The sequence below is a fragment of the Streptomyces sp. NPDC051320 genome (assembly GCF_040682175.1).
In the GTDB taxonomy this organism is placed as follows: domain Bacteria; phylum Actinomycetota; class Actinomycetes; order Streptomycetales; family Streptomycetaceae; genus Streptomyces.
This window is the reverse complement of sequence record NZ_JBFBAL010000007.1, coordinates 352,831-377,487: the sequence shown is the minus strand read 5'-3', so window position 1 is coordinate 377,487 and position 24,657 is coordinate 352,831. Positions and strand designations below refer to the sequence as shown.

The 24,657-nt window shown below is 68.9% G+C and carries 16 protein-coding genes, 7 tRNA genes and 1 pseudogene; 9 read left to right on the top strand and 15 right to left on the bottom strand.

The features are described 5' to 3' along the window. Position 1: 1 nt before the first annotated feature. Both AB0M87_RS18590 and AB0M87_RS18585 read right to left on the bottom strand, forming a co-directional pair. A tRNA-Met gene (locus tag AB0M87_RS18590) sits at positions 2–75 on the bottom strand. Between the two features lie 45 nt (positions 76–120). Further along, positions 121–648: a MarR family winged helix-turn-helix transcriptional regulator gene (locus AB0M87_RS18585; RefSeq protein WP_365854084.1), complete on the bottom strand. Its 528-nt coding sequence runs from the start codon at positions 646–648 to the stop codon at positions 121–123. Between the two features lie 77 nt (positions 649–725). On the opposite strand from AB0M87_RS18585, the gene AB0M87_RS18580 reads away from it, so the two are divergent. Beyond that, positions 726–1,427, top strand: coding sequence for a DUF4386 domain-containing protein (locus AB0M87_RS18580; RefSeq protein ID WP_365854082.1), 702 nt, complete (start codon positions 726–728; stop codon positions 1,425–1,427). An 80-nt stretch (positions 1,428–1,507) separates the two neighbouring features. Here AB0M87_RS18580 and AB0M87_RS18575 read toward each other — a convergent pair. The 6 genes and pseudogenes from AB0M87_RS18575 to AB0M87_RS18550 all read right to left on the bottom strand — a co-directional run bounded on the left by AB0M87_RS18575 (position 1,508) and on the right by AB0M87_RS18550 (position 8,666). Then, positions 1,508–1,581: transfer RNA gene (locus tag AB0M87_RS18575), tRNA-Met, on the bottom strand. Between the two features lie 65 nt (positions 1,582–1,646). Next, positions 1,647–3,023: a S53 family peptidase gene (locus tag AB0M87_RS18570; RefSeq protein ID WP_365854080.1), complete on the bottom strand. Its 1,377-nt coding sequence runs from the start codon at positions 3,021–3,023 to the stop codon at positions 1,647–1,649. 265 nt (positions 3,024–3,288) lie between these two features. Then, positions 3,289–3,361 (bottom strand) — tRNA-Lys (locus AB0M87_RS18565). A 151-nt stretch (positions 3,362–3,512) separates the two neighbouring features. Next, positions 3,513–5,060 (bottom strand): annotated as a pseudogene (locus AB0M87_RS18560) (amino acid permease). Positions 5,061–5,206: 146 nt separating this feature from the next. Continuing rightward, a complete protein-coding gene (locus AB0M87_RS18555) occupies positions 5,207–7,492 on the bottom strand; it encodes a DEAD/DEAH box helicase (protein WP_365854078.1) in 2,286 nt (761 codons plus the stop codon). An 823-nt stretch (positions 7,493–8,315) separates the two neighbouring features. Continuing rightward, on the bottom strand, positions 8,316–8,666 hold the full coding sequence (locus tag AB0M87_RS18550) for a metallopeptidase family protein (protein ID WP_365854076.1): 351 nt from the start codon (positions 8,664–8,666) through the stop codon (positions 8,316–8,318). A 137-nt stretch (positions 8,667–8,803) separates the two neighbouring features. Between AB0M87_RS18550 and AB0M87_RS18545 the strand changes: the two genes are divergently transcribed. The 4 genes from AB0M87_RS18545 (at position 8,804) to AB0M87_RS18530 (ending at position 10,736) form a co-directional block, all read left to right on the top strand. After that, complete coding sequence (locus tag AB0M87_RS18545; RefSeq protein WP_365854074.1) at positions 8,804–10,273, top strand: metallophosphoesterase; 1,470 nt, start codon at positions 8,804–8,806, stop codon at positions 10,271–10,273. 181 nt (positions 10,274–10,454) lie between these two features. Next, positions 10,455–10,527 (top strand) — tRNA-Glu (locus tag AB0M87_RS18540). A 38-nt stretch (positions 10,528–10,565) separates the two neighbouring features. Beyond that, positions 10,566–10,640, top strand: a tRNA-Asp gene (locus tag AB0M87_RS18535). A 22-nt stretch (positions 10,641–10,662) separates the two neighbouring features. Continuing rightward, positions 10,663–10,736 (top strand) — tRNA-Phe (locus AB0M87_RS18530). Positions 10,737–10,790: 54 nt separating this feature from the next. Here AB0M87_RS18530 and AB0M87_RS18525 read toward each other — a convergent pair. After that, positions 10,791–11,849, bottom strand: coding sequence for an ABC transporter permease (locus AB0M87_RS18525; protein WP_365854072.1), 1,059 nt, complete (start codon positions 11,847–11,849; stop codon positions 10,791–10,793). Between the two features lie 113 nt (positions 11,850–11,962). Between AB0M87_RS18525 and hrpA the strand changes: the two genes are divergently transcribed. Further along, positions 11,963–15,892 carry an ATP-dependent RNA helicase HrpA gene (gene hrpA, locus AB0M87_RS18520; protein WP_365854070.1) on the top strand — a complete coding sequence of 1,310 codons (3,930 nt, stop codon included), beginning with the start codon at positions 11,963–11,965 and terminating at the stop codon, positions 15,890–15,892. A 110-nt stretch (positions 15,893–16,002) separates the two neighbouring features. Continuing rightward, positions 16,003–16,077 (top strand) — tRNA-Asp (locus tag AB0M87_RS18515). Between the two features lie 570 nt (positions 16,078–16,647). On the opposite strand, the gene bldC is transcribed toward AB0M87_RS18515, so the two are convergent. Then, positions 16,648–16,854 carry a developmental transcriptional regulator BldC gene (gene bldC / locus AB0M87_RS18510; RefSeq protein ID WP_003949541.1) on the bottom strand — a complete coding sequence of 69 codons (207 nt, stop codon included), beginning with the start codon at positions 16,852–16,854 and terminating at the stop codon, positions 16,648–16,650. Positions 16,855–17,343: 489 nt separating this feature from the next. Continuing rightward, a complete protein-coding gene (locus AB0M87_RS18505) occupies positions 17,344–18,186 on the bottom strand; it encodes a hypothetical protein (protein WP_365854068.1) in 843 nt (280 codons plus the stop codon). A gap of 162 nt (positions 18,187–18,348) precedes the next feature. Here AB0M87_RS18505 and AB0M87_RS18500 point away from each other — a divergent pair, with 162 nt between their 5' ends. Both AB0M87_RS18500 and AB0M87_RS18495 read left to right on the top strand, forming a co-directional pair. Further along, a complete protein-coding gene (locus AB0M87_RS18500; protein ID WP_365854065.1) occupies positions 18,349–19,443 on the top strand; it encodes a Glu/Leu/Phe/Val dehydrogenase dimerization domain-containing protein in 1,095 nt (364 codons plus the stop codon). 279 nt (positions 19,444–19,722) lie between these two features. Then, a complete protein-coding gene (locus AB0M87_RS18495; RefSeq protein ID WP_365854063.1) occupies positions 19,723–19,974 on the top strand; it encodes a DUF3073 domain-containing protein in 252 nt (83 codons plus the stop codon). Positions 19,975–20,145: 171 nt separating this feature from the next. Here AB0M87_RS18495 and purM read toward each other — a convergent pair whose 3' ends face one another. From purM to AB0M87_RS18475, 4 genes are all read right to left on the bottom strand, one after another. Beyond that, on the bottom strand, positions 20,146–21,231 hold the full coding sequence (purM, locus tag AB0M87_RS18490; RefSeq protein WP_365854061.1) for a phosphoribosylformylglycinamidine cyclo-ligase: 1,086 nt from the start codon (positions 21,229–21,231) through the stop codon (positions 20,146–20,148). A 98-nt stretch (positions 21,232–21,329) separates the two neighbouring features. Further along, positions 21,330–22,856: an amidophosphoribosyltransferase gene (purF, locus tag AB0M87_RS18485; protein WP_365854059.1), complete on the bottom strand. Its 1,527-nt coding sequence runs from the start codon at positions 22,854–22,856 to the stop codon at positions 21,330–21,332. An 80-nt stretch (positions 22,857–22,936) separates the two neighbouring features. Further along, entirely contained in the window at positions 22,937–23,737 is an 801-nt protein-coding gene (locus tag AB0M87_RS18480) for an META domain-containing protein (protein WP_365854057.1), read from the bottom strand. Positions 23,738–23,809: 72 nt separating this feature from the next. After that, a complete protein-coding gene (locus AB0M87_RS18475) occupies positions 23,810–24,631 on the bottom strand; it encodes a sterol carrier family protein (RefSeq protein WP_365854055.1) in 822 nt (273 codons plus the stop codon). Positions 24,632–24,657: the final 26 nt, after the last annotated feature.

Sequence of the window (24,657 nt, the reverse complement as noted above, 5' to 3'; positions counted from 1 at the left end):
GTAGCGGGGACAGGATTTGAACCTGCGACCTCTGGGTTATGAGCCCAGCGAGCTACCGAGCTGCTCCACCCCGCGTCGGTGAACCCAACCCTACGGCATCCGCAGCGATGCTCCTCACCATTAACGTCCGGACCGGCCGGCCGTTCCCGAGCGGCCGCCGCCCGCGCGCACCTTCCCGAATCCGGGGTGCACCCCGGGGGAGAGTCCCTGCTGCTCGGCCAGCCTGCCGAGCAGCATGCCCAGTTGCCGGTGCTCGTCCACAGAGAGCCCCGCACAGATCTGCTGCTCGTGCGCGGCGCCGGCCTCCCGCAGCCGGGACAGCAGCGCGACACCCTCGTCGGCCAGGAAGAGCGCGTACTGCCGCCGGTCGGCGGCATTGCGCCTGCGTTCGATGAGCCCGCGCGCCTCGAGTTCATCGGCGAACGCCACGAACCGGCTGGGCGGCATGCCCAGCACGTCTGCCAGTTCGCGCTGGCTGCGCCCCGACATCCCCGCCAGCAGGCGCAGGAGTCCCGCCTGGGCGGGGGTGAGATCCAGTTCCGCGATGCGCTCGGCGAACCGGTCCGCCGCGTGCGCCCCCAGCTGAGCCAGCAAGAAGGCGACCCCCTGAGGGGGCCGCGCGCCCGGTGCTTCCTCATCCAGTTCCATGGAGAAATGATATCAGCTTGACAATCGTTCGGGACTGTAATCATTCTGGTAAGGTGACGAATATCGAGGAGGCAACCGTGACCACCGCATCCGCCGACCCCGCGCCCCGGCGAGCAGAGGCCCCGAGCCGTCGCCCGCAAGGAGGTCCACCCCTGCTGGCCCCCGTGCTGGCCTTCGCCGTCCTGACCATCGCCTACGTGATCGTCAACCGGTCCACCCCGCACCTGGACGCGACCGGTGCCGAGGTGCTGCGCTATGCCTCGGCCCATCGCACGACCGCGAAGGCGGGATCACTGCTGCTCTTCGCTTCCTCGGTGCCCCTGGCACTGACCGCCGCGATCCTCTACCGGCGGCTCCGCGCCCTGGGGATCACCGCTCCCGGCTCCGCGATCACCCTGGTCGGCGGGGTACTGGCCTCGAGTGCGCTCGCGCTGAGCGGCATGTTCGGCTGGGCCGGCGGCCGGCTGTCCTCCGACGGGGGCCCCGCCCTGGCCAGGGCCCTGGCCGACCTCTCGTTCCTGGCCGGCGGTCCCGCGTACGCCACGACCTTCGCCCTGCTCATGGCGGGCATCTCGGTCACCGGCCTGCTGGCCGGCCTGCTTCCACGGGCGCTGGCCTGGCCAGGACTGGTACTCGCCGCGGTCGGCCTGGTCTGCGAACTGACCCTCGTGGTCGACGGGTTCCAGTACCTCCTGCCGATCGCCCGTTTCGGCGGCCTGCTCTGGCTGGTGATCGTCGCGGTCAGGCTGCCCCGCACCCGCCCGTCCCGCCACCAGTAGGCCCGGCGCCAACAGCACCGGACAGCGGCCGGGAACGCTCGAAGGCCCGGCACATGATGTGCCGGGCCTTCGTTCACAAGTAGCGGGGACAGGATTTGAACCTGCGACCTCTGGGTTATGAGCCCAGCGAGCTACCGAGCTGCTCCACCCCGCGTCGGTGAAGCCAACCCTACGGCATGCGGCCGGTCGCCACGGACCAACATCCGGTGAGTACGGTGGTCAGCCGTGGCGGCTCGCACGGGCGAGCGCCGGCACGAACCGGGCCGCGTCCACGGTGCCGACGCCGGTGGCCATGTCGTAGCCGTTGACGGCGGGGTAGCCGGTCACCCCCTGGTAGCTGTTGTCCGTCCCGTCGTTGACGTCCACGATGCCGGACGAGCGGTGGTGGACCAGGGTGTACAGCGCCTTGTTGATGTCACCCACCCGGTGACCGGCGGCCTGGTCGGCGAGGGCGACGATGCCGGAGAACAGCGGGCTCGCCTCGCTCGTGCCGCCGGAGACGTCCCAGCCGACAGCGGTCGGGTCGTAACTGGAGTACACCCACGCCCCGCCGTTGACAGCGGCGGCCATGGAGATGTCCGGGGTGCCGCGGCGACTGCCGACGACCTTCTTCTCGCCGTTCTGGAACGCGGGACGGCGGAAGACGTGCGACTGGCCGCCGCCACCGGCGCCGTAGTCGTTGTACACGCTCTCCGGCGCGGTGCGGTTGCCCTTGTCGTCCAGATGCAGCTGGGTGCCGCCGATCGACGTCACCAACGGGTCGGAGGAGGGCCAGGAGTTGACGCGCTTCGTGTAGTAACCGTTGCCGTCGGCGGTGTTGTCGGTGGCACCACCGTCACCGGAGGAGGCCAGGACGGTCACCCCGTGCCGGGCTGCGTCCTTGAACGCGTAACGCAGCTTGCCGATGCTGGAGAAGTCGCCCTTGTCGAAGCCCGGGAAGGTGTTCTCCGTGGCGCCGAAGCTCTGCGTGATCACATCACCGACTCCGTGGTCGATGAGGGACTTCTCGGCGGACATCATCTCCGGCAGACCGGTGACGCCCTCGGTCTCGGCGACCGCGGTCTCGACCAGCACGATCTTGGCGTCGGGCGCGACGGCGTGCGCCATCTCCACGTCGAGCGTCGTCTCGCCGGCCCAGCCGGTCATGTCGGAGTTCTTCGGGTCGAACTTGGGCACGTGTCCCCACTTCTCGACCCGCACCTTGGTGCTCTTCAGCCCGAACTGCTTGCTGTAGACGTCCAGATCGTGCTGCACGGTCGGCGAGCCGAACGAGTCGACGATCACGATCGTGCGGCCCTTGCCCGTGATGCCGGACCGGTACAGCGGGTTGAGGTTGTACGCCTGGCGGTACTGGATCGGGGTATAACAGGCGATCTTCCACTTCGCCTGACACTGCTCGGAGGGCAGCGGACTGCTCACCCCACTGACCAGCTGATGACCTGCGACGGCCGGGACCGCCTTGGTCCCCGGTGCGGCCTGAGCGGATGCGACGGTGACGCTGCTGCCCAGCGGGGTCGCTATCACCGCGGCGGCCACGAGGGCGGTGGCCCCGGCCGTCGCGGCCCCGGTGCGGGACCGGGGGCGTGTTGTGCGCATGAATTCTCCTTGTGTGGAGCGGAGTCGCGCGAAGCGGCTGCCGTGATCCCATCCGGGAGGGCATGCACAGAACAAGAGCGTTGGTTCATTGATGTCGAACGCTTTGCCTAACGGCGAATCCTTGGTCCACTCATGGCCGACTCATGGCCAACCGACGGAGCGGTCACGGGCCCGGAACCGACGAAGCGCCCCAGTCGGCGACGCGGACTGAGGCGCTAAGGCGCTGGACACCAGGTCAGGGGGCTAATCCACCGCCTGTTTCCGGTAGACCGTGTGGGACTCGAACCCACAACCAATGGATTAAAAGTCCACTGCTCTGCCAATTGAGCTAACGGTCCGTGCTTGCGCACCCCACGAGCATAGCGGGAGCGGACCGGGCAGCCGATCGGGTATCGGTTCTCGGGCCCGTCACCGGTGGTACGGCTGGTCGTGGGGCGAGTCCGGCGGAGCGCGGACGGAGGTCGGCGGAGGCAGGGAAAACGGCGTCGGCTAGGGGTCCACCGGCTCCGGGGCGCCCTTGCGGGCGGCTTCGCGGGCGAGGGTACGGGCGTGGTGCGGGTTCAGGAACCAGTGGCGGGCCGAGGCGAACCACCAGGCCGCGGCGGAACCCAGGACGACCAGCACGGCCACCGGCGCGTAGTTGAAAGTCTCCCAGGTCACCGGGGAGACCTGCGGGAGCATGAAGAGGACCGTGATCACCACCACCCACACCACCGCCACGATGCCGATCGGCCGCGACCACTTGCCCAGGTGCCACGGGCCCCGCCGGAAGTCGTCGCCGCGCCACAGCCGCAGCAGGGTGGGAATGACGTAGGCGATGTACAGGCCGATGACCGCGATGGAGGTCACCGCCGCATAGGCCGTGACGTTGATCAGGTACGGCAGTCCCAGTACCAGCGCGCCCAGCGCCGCGAGCCAGACCGCCGCGACCGGCGTACGGGTACGGGCACTCACGCTGTGCCAGATGTGCGAGAACGGCAGCGCTCCGTCCCGTGAGAAGGCGTAGATCATGCGGGAGTTGGCGGTCACCGACGCCATGCCGCAGAAGAGTTGTGCGCCGATGACGACGAGCAGCAGCAGTTTGCCGCCGGTCGCGCCGACCCCGTCGAGCAGGATCTGGGCGGGCGGCGCACCGGTCGGGGACGCCAGCTGCTTGTCGTAGGACTGGATGGCGTAGGTGAAACCGAGGAGAAGGACGAAACCGGCGATCCACGAGGTCCAGATGGACTGGACGATGCCCTTGGGGCCCGCCGTGGAGGCGTCGTGGGTCTCCTCGGTCATGTGCGCGGACGCGTCCTAGCCGGTGAAGGTGTACTGCGCCATCAGCAGCCCGATGAGGACCACGTAGAAGCCGCTGCCGAAGCCGGTGTTGTTGACGAAGTGGGTGAAGACGAAGGACGCCGACTGGTGGTGGTCCGGGGCGAAGGTGAGCGCGCCGACGATGAGCACGACGCCGAGCACGTGCCACCAGACACTGACGCTGTTGAGGATCGCGACGATCCGGACGCCGAAGGTGTTCAGCAGGCCGTGCAGGACCAGGATCGCCGCGAAGAGCAGGATCGTACGGCCGGGGGTGACGTGGAAGCCGAACTGGAGATTCAGGTACGCGCCGAGGAAGGACGCGGCACCGAAGTCGATGCCGGCGGTGACCGCGACCTGACCGAGCACGTTGAACCAACCCGTGAACCAGGCCCAGGCCGCGGCCGACCGCGGTGGCGCGAGGCGGTGGGCCCAGAAGTAGAGGCCGGCCGACGTGGGGTAGGCCGAGCAGATCTCGGCCATGGCCAGGCCCACGAAGAGGGTCATCAGGCCGACGCCCACCCAGCCCCAGGTGATGAGGGCGGGGCCTCCGGTGTTCATGCCGTACAGATACAGCGTCAGGCAGCCGGAGAGCACCGAGATGATGGTGAAGGAGACGGCGTAGTTGGCGAAGGCGGACATCCGGCGGGCGAGGACCTGGGTGTAGCCGAGTTCGGCGAGGCGGTCCTCGTCGGAGCCGGTGGACCCTGCGGACCGGCCGGGAGAGTCGTTTGTCATGCCCCCAGCGATTCCCTCGCCGGGGGCACCACATGCGCGGGCAGCCGCCGACGAAAACGAAAGCGGGCCCGTCCGGGAGGGACGGGCCCGCTTCGGCAGGTCACAGACTCAGGCGCGTACGCCCGGGTGGAGCACCTGGGACGGTGTCAGCTGCGCTTCCAGCGCGGCTTGTCGTCGCGGCGGCCGAAGGAACCGGTGCCGGTCCCCGTGCCGGTGGTGCGGTGGTCGTCACGGCGGCCGCTCGGACGGTCGCCGCCGGAGCGGAAGCCGCCGGTGGGACGGTCGTCACGGTTGAACGGACGGTCGCTGCCACGGTGGCCGCCGGAGGGGCGGTCGTCACGGCGCTGGAAACCACCACGGTCGCCGCCGCGGTCGTCGCGGCGCTCGCCGCCACGGTAACCACCGGACGGACGGTCGTCGCGGCGCTCGCCACCACGGTAACCACCCGAGGGACGGTCGTCACGGCGGAAGCCACCCGAGGGGCGGTCGTCGCGGCGGAAGCCACCGGACGGACGGTCGTCACGGCGGAAGCCACCACGGTCGCCGCCCGAAGGACGGTCGTCACGGCGGAAGCCACCACGGTCACCGCCACGGTCGTCACGGCGGTCGCCGCCACGGAACCCGCCACGGTCACCACCGCGGTCGTCACGGCGCTGGAAACCACCACGGTCACCGCCACGCGAACCACCGCGGTCGTCACGGCGCTGGAAGCTGCCGCGGTCGTCGCGGCGCTCCTCGCGCTGCTCCGCCCTCGGCTGCGCGGGCACCGCTGCGGCGGCCAGCTCGGCTGCGGTGGCAGCGGCGAGCTCGGCGACGGCCGTCTCGGGGTCGTCACCGCGCTCGCGGGCGGCACGCGCCACCAGACGGTCGGCCTCCTCGCGCAGCTCGGTGGCCCGGCGCTGGACGCGCTCCAGCTCACGGGTGAGGTCCTTGGCCTCGCGCTCCGCCTGCTTGGCGGCGTTGTTCGCGGAGTCGGCCTGGACCTCGGTCAGCGAACGGGCCCCGGTGATCTCGGCGACCTCGGGCTCGAAGACACCGGCACCCTGGACGATGTGGCGCGCGGCGTCGACGCCGGCGTCCTCCATCATCCGGAAGATCTGGCGGCGCTGGTGCGGCAGCGAGAGTGAGACGACCACGCCGGACTTGCCGGCCCGGGCGGTACGGCCCGAACGGTGCAGGTAGTCCTTGTGGTCACCGGCCGGGTCCACGTTCAGGACCAGGTCGATGCCGTCGACGTGAATGCCGCGAGCGGCGACGTCGGTGGCGACCAGGGCGTTGACGTAGCCCTTCTTGAAGTCCTCCAGGACGCGGGTGCGGGCACCCTGCGTCATGCCGCCGTGCAGCGCGTCGGCCTTGACGCCCGACTCGGCGAGCTGCTCGGCGATGCGGTCGGCGCCGAGCTGGGTGCGCACGAAGATGATGGTGCGGCCCTTGCGGGCGGCGATCGCCGCGGTGACCGGCGCCTTGTCCTTGGGCTTCACGACGAGCACGTGGTGGCTCATGGTCGAGACGTTGCCCTGGGCGCTGTCGACCTCGTGGCTGACCGGGTTGGTCAGGTAGCGCTTGACCAGCGTGCTGATCTCGTTCTCCATGGTGGCGGAGAAGAGCATCCGCTGGCCGCCGCCGGGGATCTGGTCGAGCAGCTCGGTGACCTCGGGCATGAAGCCCAGGTCGGACATCTGGTCGGCCTCGTCGAGCACGGCGACCTGGACGTTGGCGAGCGAGCAGGCGCCGCGGTTGATGATGTCGCGCAGTCGGCCCGGCGTGGCGACGAGGATGTCGACGCCGCGCTCCAGGGCGTAGATCTGGTTGCTCATGGACGTACCGCCGCAGACGACCTTCATCTTCAGGCCGAGTACGTCGCCGTACGGCTGGAGCGCGTCCGCGACCTGCATGGCGAGCTCGCGGGTCGGGGTGAGGATGATGCCGCGCGGCTTCTTCTTCTCGGTGTGACCGCCGGAGAGGGTGGCCAGCATCGGGAGACCGAAGGAGAGCGTCTTGCCGGAGCCGGTACGGCCGCGGCCGAGGATGTCCTTGCCGGCCAGGGCGTCCGGGATGGTCGCCGCCTGGATCGGGAAGGGGGCGGTGACGCCGTTCTGCGCGAGCTTGCGGACGATGCCGTCGGGCAGGCCCAGCGACCCGAAGGTCACGGACGGCTCGGCGGACTCGCCGGCGTCGGCGGTCGGGTCGGCGGACTCGCCGGCGTCGGCGCTCGGGTCGGCGTCCGCAGCGGCATCGGCGGTCCGGTCGGCGGCGGCTTCGGCGGCGGGGGCGGTCTCGGTGACCGTCCCGGGCGTGGCCTCGGCGGTGGTTTCCTCGGCCACTGCGGCCTCGGTGACAGCCGTCTCGGCCTGGACCACGACCGCCTCGGCGTCGGCGATGATCTCGTCGTTCTCGGGCAGGACGGCGTGGTCAGAACTGAAATTGGACATGCGAAATGCGAAACCTTCCGGAGTCTCGGCACGCGCCCATAACTCCGTGATTCGCAATTTCGACCGCCTCAATGCGGTCCAGCCACGGCAAGGGAGAGTACGCGCCACACGGCGCTCTTCTGTGTCGGCGCCGGGCAATGGGATCAAACGATCTACTACCATACGCACCCTCCCCCAGTTCTGGCAAACCGACCGCTGCTAAGCCGCTGCCACCTGCGGTGATGCGTGCGGCAGCGGCATTGCGCCGGTCCGCTTCGCTGGTTCCGCCGACGGTGGCGGGGTGGCTCCCGGCGGGGTGCTGCCCGGGTCGGGCGAAGCGCTCGCGGCCGGTTGATCCGCCGGCGGCGGAGGTGGCGTCGGGCTGTCGGCGGGCGGCCCCGGTGGCCTGCCGCCGGGAACCGAGGGTTCCGCCGGGCCGGGCCTGCCGGGTGCGGGCGCCCCGACGCGAGCGGACGGCTTCGGCCCCGGCTCGGCTGACGCGGAGTCACCCTGGTGCTTGGCACCCTTCTTGCCCGTCCCGCCGTGTTTCGCCTTCTTCCCCGTCACGCCTTGGGCGCGGCCCCCGCCGCCGCCCGGCGCCGCCACCGCACCGTCCGGCCTCGCCTGACTGCCGTGCGGCCCCGACGAGGCCGAGGACCCCGGCTTTCCCGGATGGTCGGTCACACTCACGCACCCCGCCGAGGCCGCGACCGCCATCACGGCGACGACCAATCGAGCAGGGACGGGCAACTGGCGCACGAGGCGCACCTCCGGGAGCGGACGGGTGAACGAGGTCGCAGTGCTCAACTCTCTTTCCCCCGCAAGGGACACGCCCGGCGCGGGATCAGCCGTACCCCAGGGCGTGCAGCCGGGCGTCGTCGATGCCGAAGTGGTGGGCTATCTCATGCACCACGGTGATCTCCGTCTCCGCCACCACCTCCTCGCGCGAGCCGCACATCCGCAGCGCCGGCCCCCGGTAGACGGTGATCCGGTCCGGCAGCACCCCCGCGTACCACTCGCCGCGCTCGGTCAACGGCGTGCCCTCGTAGAGCCCCAACAACTCGGGGTTGTCGCTGGTGGGCTCGTCGTCGACGAAGACGGCGACGTTGTCCATCAGCCGCGTCAGTTCCGGTGGGATGCGGTCCAGCGCCTCGGCGACAAGCTCCTCGAACTCCTCACGCGTCATCTCCAGCACCCGGCCATTGTCACGTAGTACGCCCGGACGCGCCGGATGCCCGCGCGCACCAAGTCGGCGTGCGTCAAGTCCGGGTGCACCCGGGCCGCGTGCACCCGGCCCGCATGACCGGCTCTCCGCTTGGGCATACGGCACGAATGGCATCAGCCGAACCGTTCCGGCACCTCGTCCGCACCCCGCGCCCCTGGGCCCGCGCTCTGGGCCTGGTGACGGTGGTGTTGTTCGGCGCCTGGCTGGGACTGCTGGTCGTGGGGAACGTACGTACGCCGGTCGGGCCGATGGACACCACGATGACCCTGCGTCCCTCCCTCACCGGCGGCACAAAGATCAACATCGCTCCGCTGGGCGCCCTGGAGCTCGATTCGCACACCGCCCCCATCCGCCTCGACGTGGACGTCGACCGGCTGGATCCGGTCCGGGCCCAGGCTCTGGTGCAGCACCCGGAGCGGATCTCCGGCCTTCAGGACGAGATCGCCCACGACATCGAGCACGGCACCCTCGACCTGGCGGTGCGCTCCTGCGCCGCCGTCGTCGTGGGAGGCACCACGCTCGGTCTGCTCGTCTACCGCCGCCCACGCCGCGCCCTGGCGGCCGGCGGTCTCGCGCTGGCCCTGCTGGCGGCGTCGGGCGTCGGCGCATACGCCACCTGGAACCCGAAATCGGTCCTGGAGCCGAAGTACTCCGGGCTGCTGTCGTCCGCCCCGCAGCTGGTGGGCAACGCCCGCTCGATCGTGAGCGACTTCGACGTCTACCAGGAGGAACTGGCGCGTCTGGTCACCAATGTGACCAAGCTGTACGACGCGGCCTCGACCCTGCCGGCGTACCAGCCCGACCCCGGCACGATCCGGGTCCTGCATGTCTCGGACATCCATCTGAATCCGGCGTCCTGGCCGATCATCGCCTCGCTGGTGAAGCAGTACCGGATCGACGTGGTCATCGATTCCGGCGACACGATGGACCACGGCACCGCCGCCGAGAACCAGTTCCTCGACCCGATCAAGGACCTGGGCGTGCCCTACGTCTGGGTGCGCGGCAACCACGATTCGGCCACCACCCAGAAGTACCTGCGGCACTTCAGGAACGTGCGGGTACTGGACGAGGGCCGTGCCGTGACGGTCGGCGGTCTGCGGATAGCCGGCACCGGAGACCCGCAGTTCACCCCGGACCGCTCCGTCGTGCCCGGCGGGGACGCCTCGGAACGGCTGGCCGGCATCCGGCTCGCCTCGGCCATCAGCGACCAGAAGGCCGCCGGTACGCCGGTCGACATCGCCGTCGCGCACGAGCCGGTGGCGGCGCGCGAGACGGACGGCACGGTGCCGCTGGTGCTGGCCGGGCACGTGCACCACCGCGAGAACGAGATCCTGAAGCTTGGCACCCGGCTCAAGGTTGAGGGCTCCACGGGTGGTGGCGGCCTGCGGGCCGTGCAGAACAAGCATCCGGAGAAGGTGCTCGCCTCGGTGCTCTATCTGGACCGCACGACCCGCCGTCTGCAGGCCTGGGACGAGATCACGCTGGGCGGCCTGGGGCTGACGACAGCCGAGGTCAGCCGCCATCTCGCGAACGAGCCCCGACCCGGACCGACACCTTCGCCTATTCGGTTTGGCTGACGCCGAAACACCGTAGTACAGTCTCCGACGTGCCCAAGGGCGCCGGTCAGGGCTTGACCGTTCCGAAACCTTAGTGGTTGAAGAAGAAGCGGAACCTTTTGGGGGAAAGCGGAGTCACATGCTTCTGACGTCCTCGCTGCTTGGGGTCTACAGACACAGAAGCAGCAACGCTTGCAGTTTTGCCCTCATCGTCTAGTGGCCCAGGACGCCGCCCTTTCAAGGCGGTAGCACGGGTTCGAATCCCGTTGGGGGCACGCAGAATCTGTGCGAAACTAGTGGTCGCACATTGCTTGGTCCTGTGGAGCAGTTTGGAGTGCTCGCCACCCTGTCAAGGTGGAGGCCGCGGGTTCAAATCCCGTCAGGACCGCTGTGGCTCGAATGAGCCGCGTGGCTGGGTAGCTCAGTTGGTACGAGCGATCGCCTGAAAAGCGATAGGTCGCCGGTTCGATCCCGGCCCCAGCCACTTCCCGGAAGGCCCCGACCTCGGTCGGGGCCTTCCGCGTGTCCGCCGGCCCACTCAGTCCGCGGGCTCCGCGGCCGGCGTTCGGCCACCCGGGTGCCGGTGGCGCCAGGTCCAGAAGATCGCGCAGGACACCAGCGCCCAGCCGGCCAGCACCAGAAACGGGAAGGCGTGCTGGTACTCGCCGAAGTACACCGCGGTGTGCTGGGCGTTGACCGAGGCGCCGGGCGGCAGCCACTGCCCGATCCGCCCCAGCGTGGAGGGCAGCAGCGGCCAGGACACCGCGCCGCCCGACGACGGGTTGCCCAGCAGCACCATCAGCCCCCAGGTGGGAAGCATCGCCCAGCGGCCCAGCAGGGTGTTGAACATGGTGAAGACCATGCCCGAGGTGAACATGGTCAGCGCCAGGATCATCCAGGATTCCAGGAACGGCAGATCCAGCGCGCCGAGCAGCCAGTCCACCACCGCCGCGATGGCGAATCCCCCGAGCAGCGCGTAGGCCACGGTGAAGGCGATCCGTTCCGCCGGATTGAGGGCCCGTGCGTGCACCGAGAGCTGGATGGCGCCGACGAAGCCGATGATCACGGCGGCCAGTGAGATGTAGAAGAGCGCGAGCCCGCGCGGATCGCCCCGCTGGAGCGGTCTGATGTCCCGGACCTGCACGGGGACGCCGGTCACCTTGCCGACTTCCGGCCCCGCCTGGGAGATGACCTGGGCCGCGGTCGCGCCCGAGGCGCCGGACACGGCGAGCCGGACCTCGGTGCTCTGCACGTCCACGATGGCGAAGACCCGCTGCTGATCCACCGCCCGTCGCGCATCGGCGGCCGTCGCATAGGGATGCAGCTGCATAGAGGCGTCGAGGGCCTTCTCCATGCCGAGGATGAACTGCTGTCCGACGGGTGACTCGTAAGCACCGACCACCGCCGTGGGGACGCGGTGCGGTGTCGGGTTCGCCATGAAGTACGTGTAGGAGCCGGCGAAGAGCGAGGCGGCTGCCGACAGAATGAGGACCAGCACGGTCGCCGGCAGGAAGGGCGACCGCTTGAAGGCGTCCCACCGCGCGCGGTGCGTCGCCGAGCCGGAGTGAGCGCCGCGCGGTTCCATCGGGTCGGACATGAAGTTCACGCTAAACCAGATATAGGGGGCGTACGCGGTCAGAATGGTGCATAAGCGGACGCGGGCAAATCCGTTCGCCAGTCCGTTCCGCCGAGTGAGATCCTGGGTCAGGTATGTCTACTTCCTTCGCTGATCTCCAGGCCACGCTCAACGATCTGTCGCTGCGCGACGCGCACCGGCTCGGGCGGCGTCTCGAGGGCGCCCGCCGTATCCACAAGCCGGCGGCCCGGCAGGCGGTGCTGGACGAGATCGCCGCGGAGGCCGAGAAGTCCGCGGAACGGGTCGCCCGCCGCGCTGCCCGGGTGCCCGCGATCAGCTATCCGGAACAGCTGCCGGTCAGCCAGAAGAAGGACGAGATCGCCGAGGCGATACGCGATCACCAGGTGGTGATCGTCGCGGGCGAGACGGGATCCGGCAAGACCACCCAGATTCCGAAGATCTGCCTGGAACTGGGGCGCGGCGTCCGCGGCATGATCGGCCACACCCAGCCGCGCAGGATCGCCGCCCGTACGGTCGCGGAGCGCATCGCCGACGAGATGCGGACCCCGCTGGGCGAGGCGGTCGGCTGGAAGGTCCGCTTCACCGACCAGGTCAATCAGGACGCCACCTTCGTCAAGCTGATGACGGACGGCATCCTGCTCGCGGAGATCCAGACCGACCGTGAGCTGCGCGCCTACGACACGATCATCATCGACGAGGCCCATGAGCGGTCGCTGAACATCGACTTCCTGCTGGGTTACCTGGCCCAGCTGCTGCCGAAGCGGCCCGATCTCAAGGTCGTCATCACCTCGGCGACCATCGACCCCGAGCGTTTCTCGCGCCACTTCGGCGATGCGCCGATCGTGGAGGTCAGCGGGCGTACCTATCCGGTGGATGTGCGGTACCGGCCGTTGCTGGAGGAGGAGGGCGACGACTCGGACCGCGACCAGATCACCGCTATCTGCGATGCGGTGGACGAGCTCCAGGGCGAGGGTCCCGGCGACGTGCTGGTCTTCCTGTCGGGCGAGCGGGAGATCCGCGACACCGCCGACGCACTCGGCAAACGCGACCTCCGGCATACCGAGGTGCTTCCGCTGTACGCCCGGCTGTCGCACGCCGAGCAGCACCGGGTCTTCCAGCAGCACAGCGGGAGACGCGTGGTGCTGGCCACCAATGTCGCCGAGACCTCGCTGACGGTCCCCGGCATCAAGTACGTGATCGACCCGGGCACTGCGCGGATCTCCCGCTACAGCCACCGCACCAAGGTGCAGCGGCTGCCCATCGAGCGGATCTCGCAGGCCAGCGCCAACCAGCGCAAGGGCCGCTGCGGTCGTACGTCCGACGGCATCTGCATCCGGCTGTATTCCGAGGACGACTTCCTCACCCGCCCGGAGTTCACCGATCCGGAGATCCTCCGGACCAATCTCGCCTCCGTCATCCTCCAGATGTCAGCGGCCGGGCTCGGCGACATCGAGAAGTTCCCCTTCATCGATCCGCCGGACCACCGCAACATCCGGGACGGCGTCCAGTTGCTGCAGGAGCTCGGCGCGCTGGACCCCAAGGAGAAGGACCCCAAACGCCGGCTCACTCCGGAAGGCCGCAAGCTCAGTCAGCTGCCGGTGGACCCGCGGCTGGCCCGGATGGTGCTGGAGGCGGACCGCAACGGCTGTGTGCGCGAGGTCATGGTGATCGCCGCGGCGCTCTCCATCCAGGACCCGCGCGAACGGCCTTCGGAGAAACAGCAGCAGGCCGACCAGCAGCACGCCCGCTTCAAGGACGAGACCTCCGACTTCCTGGCCTTCCTCAACCTCTGGCGCTATGTGCAGGAGCAGCAGAAGGAGCGCGGTTCGTCCAGCTTCCGCCGGATGTGCAAGCAGGAGTATCTGAACTTCCTGCGCATCCGCGAGTGGCAGGACATCTACGCGCAGCTGCGATCGGTCGCCAGGACGATGGGCGTCCACCTGAACGAGGAGGACGCTCCCGAGCAGTCCGTGCACACCTCGCTGCTGGCCGGGCTGCTGTCGCACATCGGGCTCAAGGACACCGAGAAGAACGAGTATCTGGGCGCCCGCAGTGCCAAGTTCGCGATTTTCCCCGGTTCGGCGCTCTTCAAGAAGCAGCCGCGCTTCATCATGTCCGCCGAACTGGTGGAGACCTCGCGGCTCTGGGCCAGGGTCAACGCGAAGATCGAGCCCGAGTGGATCGAGCCGGTCGCCCAGCATCTGCTGAAGCGCACCTACAGCGAGCCGCACTGGGAGAAGGACCAGGCGGCCGTCATGGCGTACGAGCGGGTGACGCTGTACGGCGTGCCGATCGTCGCCCAGCGGAAGATCAATTACGGCCGGATCGACCCGGAGACCAGCCGGGAACTTTTCATTCGCAACGCACTGGTCGAGGGCGACTGGCGTACCCACCACAAGTTCTTCGCGGACAACCGCAGGCTGCTCGCCGAGGTCGAGGAGCTGGAACACCGCGCCAGGCGCCGCGACATCCTGGTGGACGACGAGACGCTCTTCGATTTCTACGACGAGCGCATCCCCGAACATGTCGTCTCCGGGGCGCACTTCGACTCCTGGTGGAAGAAGAAGCAGCGCGAGGAGCCCGAGGCGCTGGACTTCGAGCGCTCGATGCTCATCACGGAGAAGGCCGGGTCGGTCACCAAGGACGACTATCCGGACTCCTGGCGGCAGGGAAAGCTGAAGTTCCGGGTGACGTACCAGTTCGAGCCGGGCGCGGACGCCGACGGCGTCACCGTGCACATCCCGCTCCAGGTGCTCAACCAGGTCACGCCGGAGGGTTTCGACTGGCAGATTCCCGGGCTGCGCGAGGAGGTCGTCACCGAGCTGATCCGCTCGCTGCCGAAGCCGATCCGCCGGCACTACGTGCCCGCGCCGAACTACGCCGGGGCCTTCCTGGACCGTGCGGTGCCTAGACAGGAACCGCTGCCGCTGACGCTCGCGCGGGAGCTGCAGCGGATGGTCGGAGTGCCGGTCACCGCGGACGACTTCGATCTGTCCCGGATCCCGGACCATTTGAAGATCACCTTCCGGGTCGTCGACGAACGGCGCCGCAAGGTGGCCGAGGACAAGGACCTGGAGGCCCTGAAGGTCGCGCTGCGCCCCAAGGCCCGGCAGGCGATCTCCCAGGCCGCCGCGGCCACGGCGGGCCCGACAGGCGAGTCCGTCGAGCGCACCGGCCTCACCGACTGGACGATCGGCACACTGGAGAAGGTCTTCGAGACCCGGCGGGCCGGCCAGCCGGTGCGGGCGTTCCCCGCACTGCTGGACGCCGGTGAGAGCGTCTCGCTACGCCTCTTCGACACCCCGGCCGAACAGCAGCAGGCGATGTGGCGGGGCACCCGCCGGCTGATCCTGCTGAACATCCCGGTGAACCCCGCCAAGTTCGCGTCGGACCGGCTCACCAATCAGGCGAAGCTCGCGCTGTCCCGTAACCCGCACGGTTCGATCCCGGCGCTCTTCGAGGACTGTGCGAGCGCGGCGGCCGACAAGCTGATCGCCGAGCACGGCGGGCCGGCCTGGGACGAGGAGTCGTTCCGGAAGCTGTACGAGAAGGTGCGCGCCGACCTCGTCGAGACGACCATCAGGACGGTCGACCAGGTGCAGCAGATCCTGGCCGCCTGGCAGGCTTGTGAGCGGCGGCTGAAGGCCACCACCAGCCCGGTGCTGCTGGCCAACCTCACCGATGTCCGGACCCAGTTGGCGGCGCTCATCAAGCCGGGCTTCGTCACCGCGACGGGGCTGCGCCGGCTGCCCGACCTGATGCGGTATCTGGTGGCGGCCGACCGGCGCCTCCAGCAGATGCCGACGGCGGTCCAGCGGGACACCACCCGCATGGAGAAGGTGCACGAGATGCAGGACGAGTACGCCTGGCTGCTCGAACAGCTGCCGCCGGGGCGGCCTGTCCCGCAGCAGGTCACCGACATCCGCTGGATGATCGAGGAACTGCGGGTGAGCTACTTCGCGCATGCGCTCGGTACGGCCATGACCGTCTCCGACAAACGCATCGTGAAGGCCATCGACCAAGCGCTGACTGCTTCCCGCTGAGCACCCCGCTATCCGGTTCGACCAGGGGCCCGGCCTCCTGTACAGTCTGTCTCGCAGCCGAACGGAAGTCAGCCTGTGCGACCCAGTCGCCCGGCACGGCCGCGAAACCTGGTCCTGTGGAGCAGTTTGGAGTGCTCGCCACCCTGTCAAGGTGGAGGCCGCGGGTTCAAATCCCGTCAGGACCGCAGTAGAAGAAGACCCGCATCCGTAGGATGCGGGTCTTCTTCTGTCCTGCCTGCGGCTCGCCGCAGGACCGGCACGGCAAGCGCGGGGAGCCCGCGACCGAATGACCCGAACCCACCCAACGGGCGCCTTATCAGGGCGAGCTGACGGTTTGGCAAGGGGCGCGCCATGTGACGGGTGTCACTGAATCAGTTTTTACAACGGACGAACTTAACCCCGCCCTACACGAAGCCAATTTAATATGTGCAATTGCACCACCGTGCCGGGCGTACCGACCGGCCGGACTGCGAGCGGGCCGACAGGCGCCGACAAGGCCATAACCCTGCCCCCGCACGGTCTCCGCGGCAGCCGGCCACGCCTCGTACGCCCCTGGGACCTGCCGTGGGGTCGGCGCGAGCGCCGACCCCACGGAGCCGCAGCCGACCAGGACTCGGCGCAAAAAAAATCGCGCTGGACCCGGCGGAGTCCAGCGCGATCAAGGGCCGCCGTCCGTTGGGGCGGACAACTGCCATGTGAAGCAATAGCGGGCAATCCGGGTTAGGGGCCCGGAAACACCCGATTTATCGGGGTGTTCAGGCCTCGCTGCGCTGCTGCGGGATGCCCGCAAGCAGTGCACGGACCTCTGCTTCGCGATACCGGCGATGTCCACCCAGCGTGCGGATGGACGTGAGCTTGCCCGCCTTTGCCCAGCGTGTGACCGTCTTCGGGTCCACACGGAACATCGTGGCAACCTCAGCCGGGGTCAACAGCGGCTCGGCATCAGGGGTGCGAGCGGTCATGAGCGGCCTCCTCGGAGAACCGAACCATCTCGGTTCATTCCTCTAAATTCTGCACCTTGACCCGCGTTGCCCGAAATGGCGCACCGCAGGTCGAGTCGGTTATAGGACGAACGGCTTGTCTTCGGCACTACAACTACACCATCCGTCCAGCCACGTCGGCCAAACCGATGGAATTGCCCTCTCAGGTGTTCATCAGTGGCGGAAGTCCGATGGACCATGCCATAGCGGACAGTCACACCACAGTGACGATCAGTCACATGGTGATCAGGAGACACCAGATCCACCAAAGAGGACAATGCCGAGAAATCCGCCCTTACTTGGGCGGAAGGAGCCCACTCCGGACTCCTTGTCCTATTTTGGCACGAGGATGGGGGATGGGCGCAAGGCCCCGGTAAGTGCGGTCCATCACGCTTGACACAAAGGCCCGTATCGGGACCTAGGTCATCGAGCGGGGCCGACAGACCTTCCCGGACGGTCGGCCTCGCCGGGTCAGTTGGCGACCTGCCGCTCCCGAACGGCCCTCCAGCGGTCCGAAAGCCGCTCGTAGGCAGCGTCCGCGGCGTCATCGTCCCCGGTCCGCAGAGCGGCGACCGCGGCCGCCACATCGGCGGCGGACCGGTCGTCGGCCAACTGCGCGTCGGGCAGCGCGTGCACCAGACCGCCGTAGTCGAGCTCGACCAGCGACCGGGGGTGGAACTCCTCCAGCCACTTGCCGACGTCGACCAGGCCGTCAATGAGCGGCCCCTCGTCGAAGTGCTCCCTGAGCGTCTTCAACGAGCGTGCCAGCCGGCGCCTGGCCTGCACCATCGGGGTCCGGTAACGCAGCACCGGCGGCGCACCGTCCGACGCCTTGGCGTATTCCCGCTCCGCGTCGTCGAAAAGTGTGAACCAGCGCACCGGGACGTGCCACACCGTGGTCCGGATCCAGGGCCGGGCATCCGGGTTCCGCTCCCGCCACCGCTCGTAGTCCGCGGCGGCCTGCCGGCGCACCACGGGGGGCAGCACCACGTCGAGCACCGCCGCCGGGTACTGCTCGGAGAGCTCCTCCAGAGCCTGCCAGCCACGCAGCCTGGTCCGCCAGGGGCAGACACAGACGACCCCGTCCAGCTCGGCCACGAACGCCTCGGCGCTCTCGTGCACCGGCACGGCGACCGGCGGCATCGGCAGCAGATCCGCCAGCGAACGCCTCAGTTCGTCCTGTGCGGTCGGCAGATCGACTCTCCGTGCATAGCGGGTCCAATGCTCGCGTTCGGCCTCCGGAAAGGCCGCCAGCGGCTCGTAGACCCGCAGATAGGACGTATAGGGCACGATCACCGAGGACACCACCGCCATGAGCTGAATCGTCCCATGGCACTGCTCCACCAGGGGGTGATCCTGCGCACTGCGCCTGATCTACGGGCGCGTAGGGCCTAATCTGCTGCCAGCCGGGCTCTCTCCACCCGTAAGAAGGTCCAGCAACCGAAATTCGCCGCTTCGTACTTGGGAGTCACCACAGTGACCGATGTGACCGGCGCTCCTGTCGATGTACTGCACACCCTGTTCCACTCGGAACAGGGCGGACACGAGCAAGTCGTGCTCTGCCAGGACCGTGCCTCCGGCCTGAAGGCCGTGATCGCCATCCACTCCACCGCTCTGGGCCCGGCCCTCGGCGGGACCCGCTTCTACCCGTATGCGAGCGAGGGGGCGGCCGTCGCGGACGCGCTGAATCTCGCCCGCGGCATGTCGTACAAGAACGCCATGGCCGGGCTGGACCACGGCGGCGGCAAGGCCGTCATCATCGGGGATCCCGGTGTGATCAAGACCGAGGAACTCCTGCTGGCCTACGGCCGCTGCGTCGCTTCGCTCGGCGGTCGCTACGTCACCGCCTGCGACGTCGGCACCTACGTGGCCGACATGGACGTGGTGGCGCGCGAGTGCCGCTGGACCACCGGGCGCTCCCCCGAAAACGGCGGCGCGGGCGACTCGTCGGTGCTGACCGCCTTCGGCGTCTTCCAGGGCATGCGGGCCAGTGCCCAGCACCTTTGGGGCGACCCCACGCTGCGCGGCCGCAAGGTCGGCGTCGCGGGCGTCGGCAAGGTCGGCCACCACCTGGTGGAGCACCTGCTGTCGGACGGCGCCCAGGTCGTCATCACGGATGTCCGCGAGGACACCGTGCGCCACGTCATCGACAAGCACGCCGGACAGGTGACCGCGGTCGCCGACACCGAAGCGCTGATCCGCGTCGAAGGCCTGGACATCTACGCCCCCTGCGCGCTGGGCGGCGCGCTCAACGACGCCTCCGTGCCGGTGCTCACCGCGAAGGTGGTCTGCGGCGCCGCCAACAACCAGCTGGCGCACCCGGGCGTCGAGAAAGACCTCGCGGACCGCGGGATCCTCTACGCGCCGGACTACGTGGTGAACGCCGGCGGGGTGATCCAGGTCGCCGACGAGCTGCACGGTTTCGACTTCGACCGCTGCAAGGTGAAGGCCGCCGGAATCTTCGACACCACGTTGACGATCTTCGCTCGAGCAAATGACGACGGTATTCCGCCGGCCGCCGCCGCCGACCGGATCGCCGAGCAGCGGATGGCCGAGGCGCGCGGCCACTGACGGTGTACGGCCACTGACCCGCTGTCGGGGAGACGTGACTCACCCCCGTCGGCGGGTCGGCCGCCCAGAAGAGGTTAAAATCGCAGCTGACCAGCGAGGACGGGGCTCCTCGCCGGTTCTGCGACGCGGTGCTTCCGGCGGGCGGCGTACCGTATGGCCGCGGAAGCAGGTACCGTTGAAGCCCTACGGACCGGACTCTTTACGGAGAGTCCGTTCCGAATCATGCACGGGTGTCAAGACTCTGGGGCCGTCGAGCCCCGTCACCGAGGGGGTCGAGCCATGGGGCGCGGCCGGGCAAAGGCCAAGCAGACGAAGGTCGCCCGCCAGCTGAAGTACAGCAGCGGCGGAACAGACCTGTCACGCCTGGCCAATGAGCTGGGCGCATCTCCTACGAGTCAGCCACCGAACGCGGAGCCGTTCGAGGACGACGAAGAGGAAGATGACCCGTACGCACAGTACGCGGATCGTTACAACGAGGATCAGGACGAGGACGATCAGTCCGGTCCTTCGTCCGAGCGCCGCGGCGCTTGACGTACGTACACCTCGCAGAGCGCAGCTCCTGACCGGGCGCTGTATCACCGAGCACATCAGGGCTCGGGGTACTGAGCACACGGGCCGCTGAGTTCGACATATGGAGCATGGTCACCATCCGACCCGGTCCGGGGCATCCGCCCCGGACCGGGTCAGTGCTGTCCTGGGGGTCTACTTCGCGTACTCCCCGGTGAGCTCCGCGCCCGCGGTGTGCGCGCCGCGCCCGGTGCTCTGCCGTTCGACGACGGTCCCGGCGACCCAGGCGTCCAGCCCCCGGTCGGCGAGCGTGGTGAGCGCCGCGTCGACCGACTCCTCGGGGACGACGGCCATCATGCCGACGCCCATGTTGAGGGTCTTCTCCAGCTCCGCACGCTCGACCTGGCCGGCCTTGCCGACCACGTCGAAGACCGCACCGGGCCGCCAGGTCGAACGGTCGACGATGGCGTGCAGACCGTCCGGGATCACCCGGGCCAGGTTATTGGCCAGGCCGCCGCCGGTGATGTGGCTGAAGCCGTGCACCGTGGTCGTACGGGTCAGCGCCAGGCAGTCCAGCGAGTAGATCCTGGTCGGCTCCAGAAGCTCCTCGCCCAGCGTCCTGCCGAACTCCTCGACCTGCCGGTCCAGTGCCCAGCCGGCCCGGTCGAAGACGACGTGGCGGACGAGTGAGTACCCGTTGGAGTGAAGTCCGGACGACGCCATCGCGATGATCGCGTCACCCTTACGGATACGATCCGCGCCCAGCAGACGATCGGCCTCGACCACGCCCGTACCGGCGCCAGCGACGTCGAACTCGTCCTCGCCGAGCAGTCCGGGGTGTTCGGCGGTCTCGCCGCCGACCAGTGCGCAGCCGGCCAGCACGCAGCCTTCCGCGATGCCCTTCACGATCGCCGCGACCCGGTCCGGGAAGACCTTGCCGACGCAGATGTAGTCGGTCATGAAGAGCGGCTCGGCGCCACAGACCACCAGGTCGTCGACGACCATGCCGACGAGGTCGTGGCCGATGGTGTCGTACACGCCCATCTTCCGGGCGAGATCGACTTTGGTGCCGACACCGTCGGTGGCGGACGCCAGCAGCGGACGCTCGTAGCGCTTCAGCGCGGAGGCGTCGAAGAGACCAGCGAATCCACCGAGGCCGCCGACGACCTCGGGGCGCTGGGTCTTCTTCACCCACTCCTTCATCAGCTCGACGGCACGGTCACCGGCTTCGATGTCGACGCCCGCGGCTGCGTAGCTGGCACCACTGGTCTCAGGAGGCATGGCTCTGGGAACTTTCGTGTCGTACTGCAGGGCTTACGGGCTGCACGCTTACGGGCTGCACGCTTACGGGCTGCACGCTTACGGGCTGCGGCGCTTGCTTACGGGCGACGAAGTGCATCGTTGGCGGCGGTGCTCGCCGGCCCGGCGGCCAGCTCGGTCTCCAGCAGCTGCTTGCCGAGGAGCTCGGGGTCGGGCAGGTCCATCGGGTACTCGCCGTCGAAGCAGGCACGGCAGAGATTCGGCTTGGCGATGGTGGTCGCCTCGATCATGCCGTCGATGGAGATGTACGAAAGCGAGTCGGCGCCCATCGAGGTGGCGATCTCGTCCACGGTCATACCGTTGGCGATCAGCTCCGCGCGGGTGGCGAAGTCGATGCCGAAGAAGCACGGCCACTTGACCGGGGGGGAGGAGATCCGGACGTGGACCTCGGCGGCGCCGGCCTCCCGGAGCATCTTGACGAGAGCGCGCTGTGTGTTGCCCCGCACGATCGAATCGTCGACGACCACCAGGCGCTTGCCGCGGATGACTTCCTTGAGCGGATTGAGCTTGAGGCGGATACCGAGCTGGCGGATCGTCTGGGACGGCTGGATGAAGGTCCGGCCGACATAGGCGTTCTTGACCAGGCCCGAGCCGTACGGGATGCCACTGGCCTCGGCGTAACCGATCGCTGCGGGCGTCCCCGACTCGGGCGTCGCTATCACCAGGTCGGCCTCGGCCGGGGCTTCCTCGGCCAGTTTCCGTCCCATCTCGACGCGCGAGAGATAGACGTTCCGGCCGGCGATGTCGGTGTCCGGGCGCGCCAGATAGACGTACTCAAAGACGCATCCCTTGGGCTTCGCTTCTGCGAATCGCGACGTCCGCAGACCGTTCTCGTCGATGGCGATCAGCTCGCCCGGCTCGACCTCACGCACGAAGGCGGCGCCGCAGATGTCCAGGGCGGCGGACTCCGAAGCGACGACCCAGCCACGCTCGAGGCGGCCGAGCACCAGCGGGCGGATGCCCTGCGGGTCGCGGGCCGCGTACAGCGTGTGCTCATCCATGAAGACGAGCGAGAAGGCGCCCTGCGCGGCGGGAAGCACCTGGGCGGCTGCTTCCTCGATGGTCAGCGGCTTCCCCTCGTCATCCGTCTGACTCGCGAGCAGCGCGGTGAGCAGATCGGTGTCGTTGGTGGCTGCCACCTGGGTGGAGCGGCCGTTCTCCTTGGGCAGGTCCGCGACCATCTTGGCGAGCTGGGCGGTATTGACCAGGTTGCCGTTGTGACCGAGCGCGATCGAGCCGTGCGCGGTCGCACGGAAGGTCGGCTGCGCGTTCTCCCACACCGAGGCTCCGGTGGTGGAGTAGCGGGCGTGACCCACCGCGATGTGGCCCTGGAGAGAGCCGAGAGAGGTTTCGTCGAAGACTTGTGAGACCAGACCCATGTCCTTGAAGACCAGAATCTGGGACCCATTGCTCACTGCGATGCCCGCGGACTCCTGTCCACGGTGCTGCAGGGCATACAGTCCGAAATAGGTGAGCTTGGCGACCTCTTCACCCGGAGCCCAGACTCCGAAGACGCCGCAAGCGTCCTGGGGGCCCTTCTCGCCGGGGAGCAGGTCGTGGTTGAGTCGTCCATCACCACGAGGCACGCCACCGAGTGTAGGCGAGATCGACCACTGGTCCGAATTGGGGATCTCGGAGGATGCCCCTCCTGCCCCGGTATGCGTTGCTATCCGGTGGCGTCGATCCCGCTGGCGTCGGGTGCCCTGAGCTTCAGTGCGTGCTGCTGGATTTCGTACCGGACAGGCCCGTGCAGCAGCTTGAGCAGGTGCCTCTCGACGGTCATGGCCGGCCCCCGGCACGCCATGCGGGTGGTGGTGAGGCGCCCGAACGTGATGGTCCCGTCCGTGACCTTTGCCATACTGCTGAATCGGTTGCAGCCCAGGTTGCCGTGGACCGATCCGTCCTTTCCGAAGGTCATCCGCGCCTTCCCCGCGGCGCCCGGCGGCAGCGACGACGCCGTGCCGTCCTCGACCAGCGAGGTCACCTTCCAGTCGGTGCCGGTGAGTGAGGCGGCCCGCTGGGACCGGAGCACGACGGAGTCGCCACCCGGGGCCTTCAAGGTGAGCCTTCCGTCCTGGAGCTTCGCGGTGAGCTTCCCGCTGAAGGTTTTCAGCAGCGCCTTCTCGTACGCCTGGATGTTCTTCGGGCAGCCGATGAGCGTGGAGGTGCTGTCACCGACGGTGAGGGTGTCGCCCTTGACGGTGGCCGGGGCGCTGAAGTGGTTGCAGCCGGAGGAGCCGCTCACCCGGCCCTGGTCGAACGAGACGTCCGCACCGTGCGGCACGGGCACCGTCCTCCCATCCACCGTGACGCTGTCCACCCGCCAGTCGGTGCCGGCCAGCGGGATATCCGGCGCTACCGAGCTGCTCGGACCGTTGCCACTGTGTTCCGTGCCGCAGGCGGCCAGCGTGAGGAGGGCCAGGGCGGCGATGGCCGTACGTTGCTTGGCCGTACGTTGCTTGTCCATGGAGGTCTGACGGGCCCGGTGGTCGGTCCGGTTCCACGGCGTCACCCGGAGCCCGTCGGCCGGGCGGGTCCGTCAGCTCATGACGGGCAGCAGCTCGGAGAGGTCGGCCCGCTCCCCGCTCGCGGTGACCTGTGCGTCCTCCAGCGCCGCCGTCCACTCCGTACGCCCGGTGGCCAGCCGGATCCAGGTGAGCGGATCGGTCTCGACGACATTGGGCGGGGTGCCGCGGGTGTGCCGGGGCCCCTCGATGCACTGGACCACCGCGTACGGCGGAATCCGCACCTCGGTGGAGGCGCCGGGGGCCTTCGCCGCGAGGGCGTCCGCGAGCAGCCGGGTGCAGGTGGCAAGGGCCTGCCGGTCGTACGGGACCTTCAGCCCGGTGGCGTGGTTCAGGTCATCGGTGTGCACGACCAGTTCCACACAGCGGGTGACCAGGTAGTCGCCCAGCCGCATGGCTCCCACCCTGCCGGGCAGCAGCAGATCGTCCGCCGCTGCGGGCAGCCGTTCGGCGATCCGGGCTGCCGCGCGGTCGAAGAGCTGCTCCGTGGTGACGCTCGCGGCGATGCCCCGGGTGTCCTCGGCGATCCGGCCCGCCGCCGGGCCGGTGGTGGCGGCCCACTCCAGAACGGTGATCTCCCGTTGCCCACCGGTGCTTCCTGCGGACGTCTCCGGGGGCTGCGCCGATTCGTCGAGGTGGCGGCTGACGCTCTCGACAGCCATCACGAGATGCGCGGCCAGCTCCCGGACGGTCCAGTCACCGAGGCGGGTGGGGAGGTCGAGCTGCTCGGCGCTGAGCGTCCCGACGGCCTCCCGGACGTTGCCGAACTGGGCGAGGACGGCCGAGCGGGTGCGGGCTGGGTCGTAGCGGCGGGCACGCTTCTGAGAGGGCGGCATGGGGGCGAGCGTAGGCGGTGGCCGAC

Coding starts and splice junctions, on each gene's coding strand:
- purM (WP_365854061.1), bottom strand. CDS start 21,231: ATGCCTCCTGAGACCAGTGGTGCCAGCTACGCAGCCGCGGGCGTCGAC.
- AB0M87_RS18555 (WP_365854078.1), bottom strand. CDS start 7,492: ATGTCCAATTTCAGTTCTGACCACGCCGTCCTGCCCGAGAACGACGAG.
- AB0M87_RS18505 (WP_365854068.1), bottom strand. CDS start 18,186: ATGGCGGTGGTGTCCTCGGTGATCGTGCCCTATACGTCCTATCTGCGG.
- AB0M87_RS18495 (WP_365854063.1), top strand. CDS start 19,723: ATGGGGCGCGGCCGGGCAAAGGCCAAGCAGACGAAGGTCGCCCGCCAG.
- AB0M87_RS18475 (WP_365854055.1), bottom strand. CDS start 24,631: ATGCCGCCCTCTCAGAAGCGTGCCCGCCGCTACGACCCAGCCCGCACC.
- AB0M87_RS18585 (WP_365854084.1), bottom strand. CDS start 648: ATGGAACTGGATGAGGAAGCACCGGGCGCGCGGCCCCCTCAGGGGGTC.
- AB0M87_RS18545 (WP_365854074.1), top strand. CDS start 8,804: ATGGCATCAGCCGAACCGTTCCGGCACCTCGTCCGCACCCCGCGCCCC.
- AB0M87_RS18480 (WP_365854057.1), bottom strand. CDS start 23,737: ATGGACAAGCAACGTACGGCCAAGCAACGTACGGCCATCGCCGCCCTG.
- bldC (WP_003949541.1), bottom strand. CDS start 16,854: ATGACCGCTCGCACCCCTGATGCCGAGCCGCTGTTGACCCCGGCTGAG.
- AB0M87_RS18525 (WP_365854072.1), bottom strand. CDS start 11,849: ATGTCCGACCCGATGGAACCGCGCGGCGCTCACTCCGGCTCGGCGACG.
- hrpA (WP_365854070.1), top strand. CDS start 11,963: ATGTCTACTTCCTTCGCTGATCTCCAGGCCACGCTCAACGATCTGTCG.
- AB0M87_RS18570 (WP_365854080.1), bottom strand. CDS start 3,023: ATGCGCACAACACGCCCCCGGTCCCGCACCGGGGCCGCGACGGCCGGG.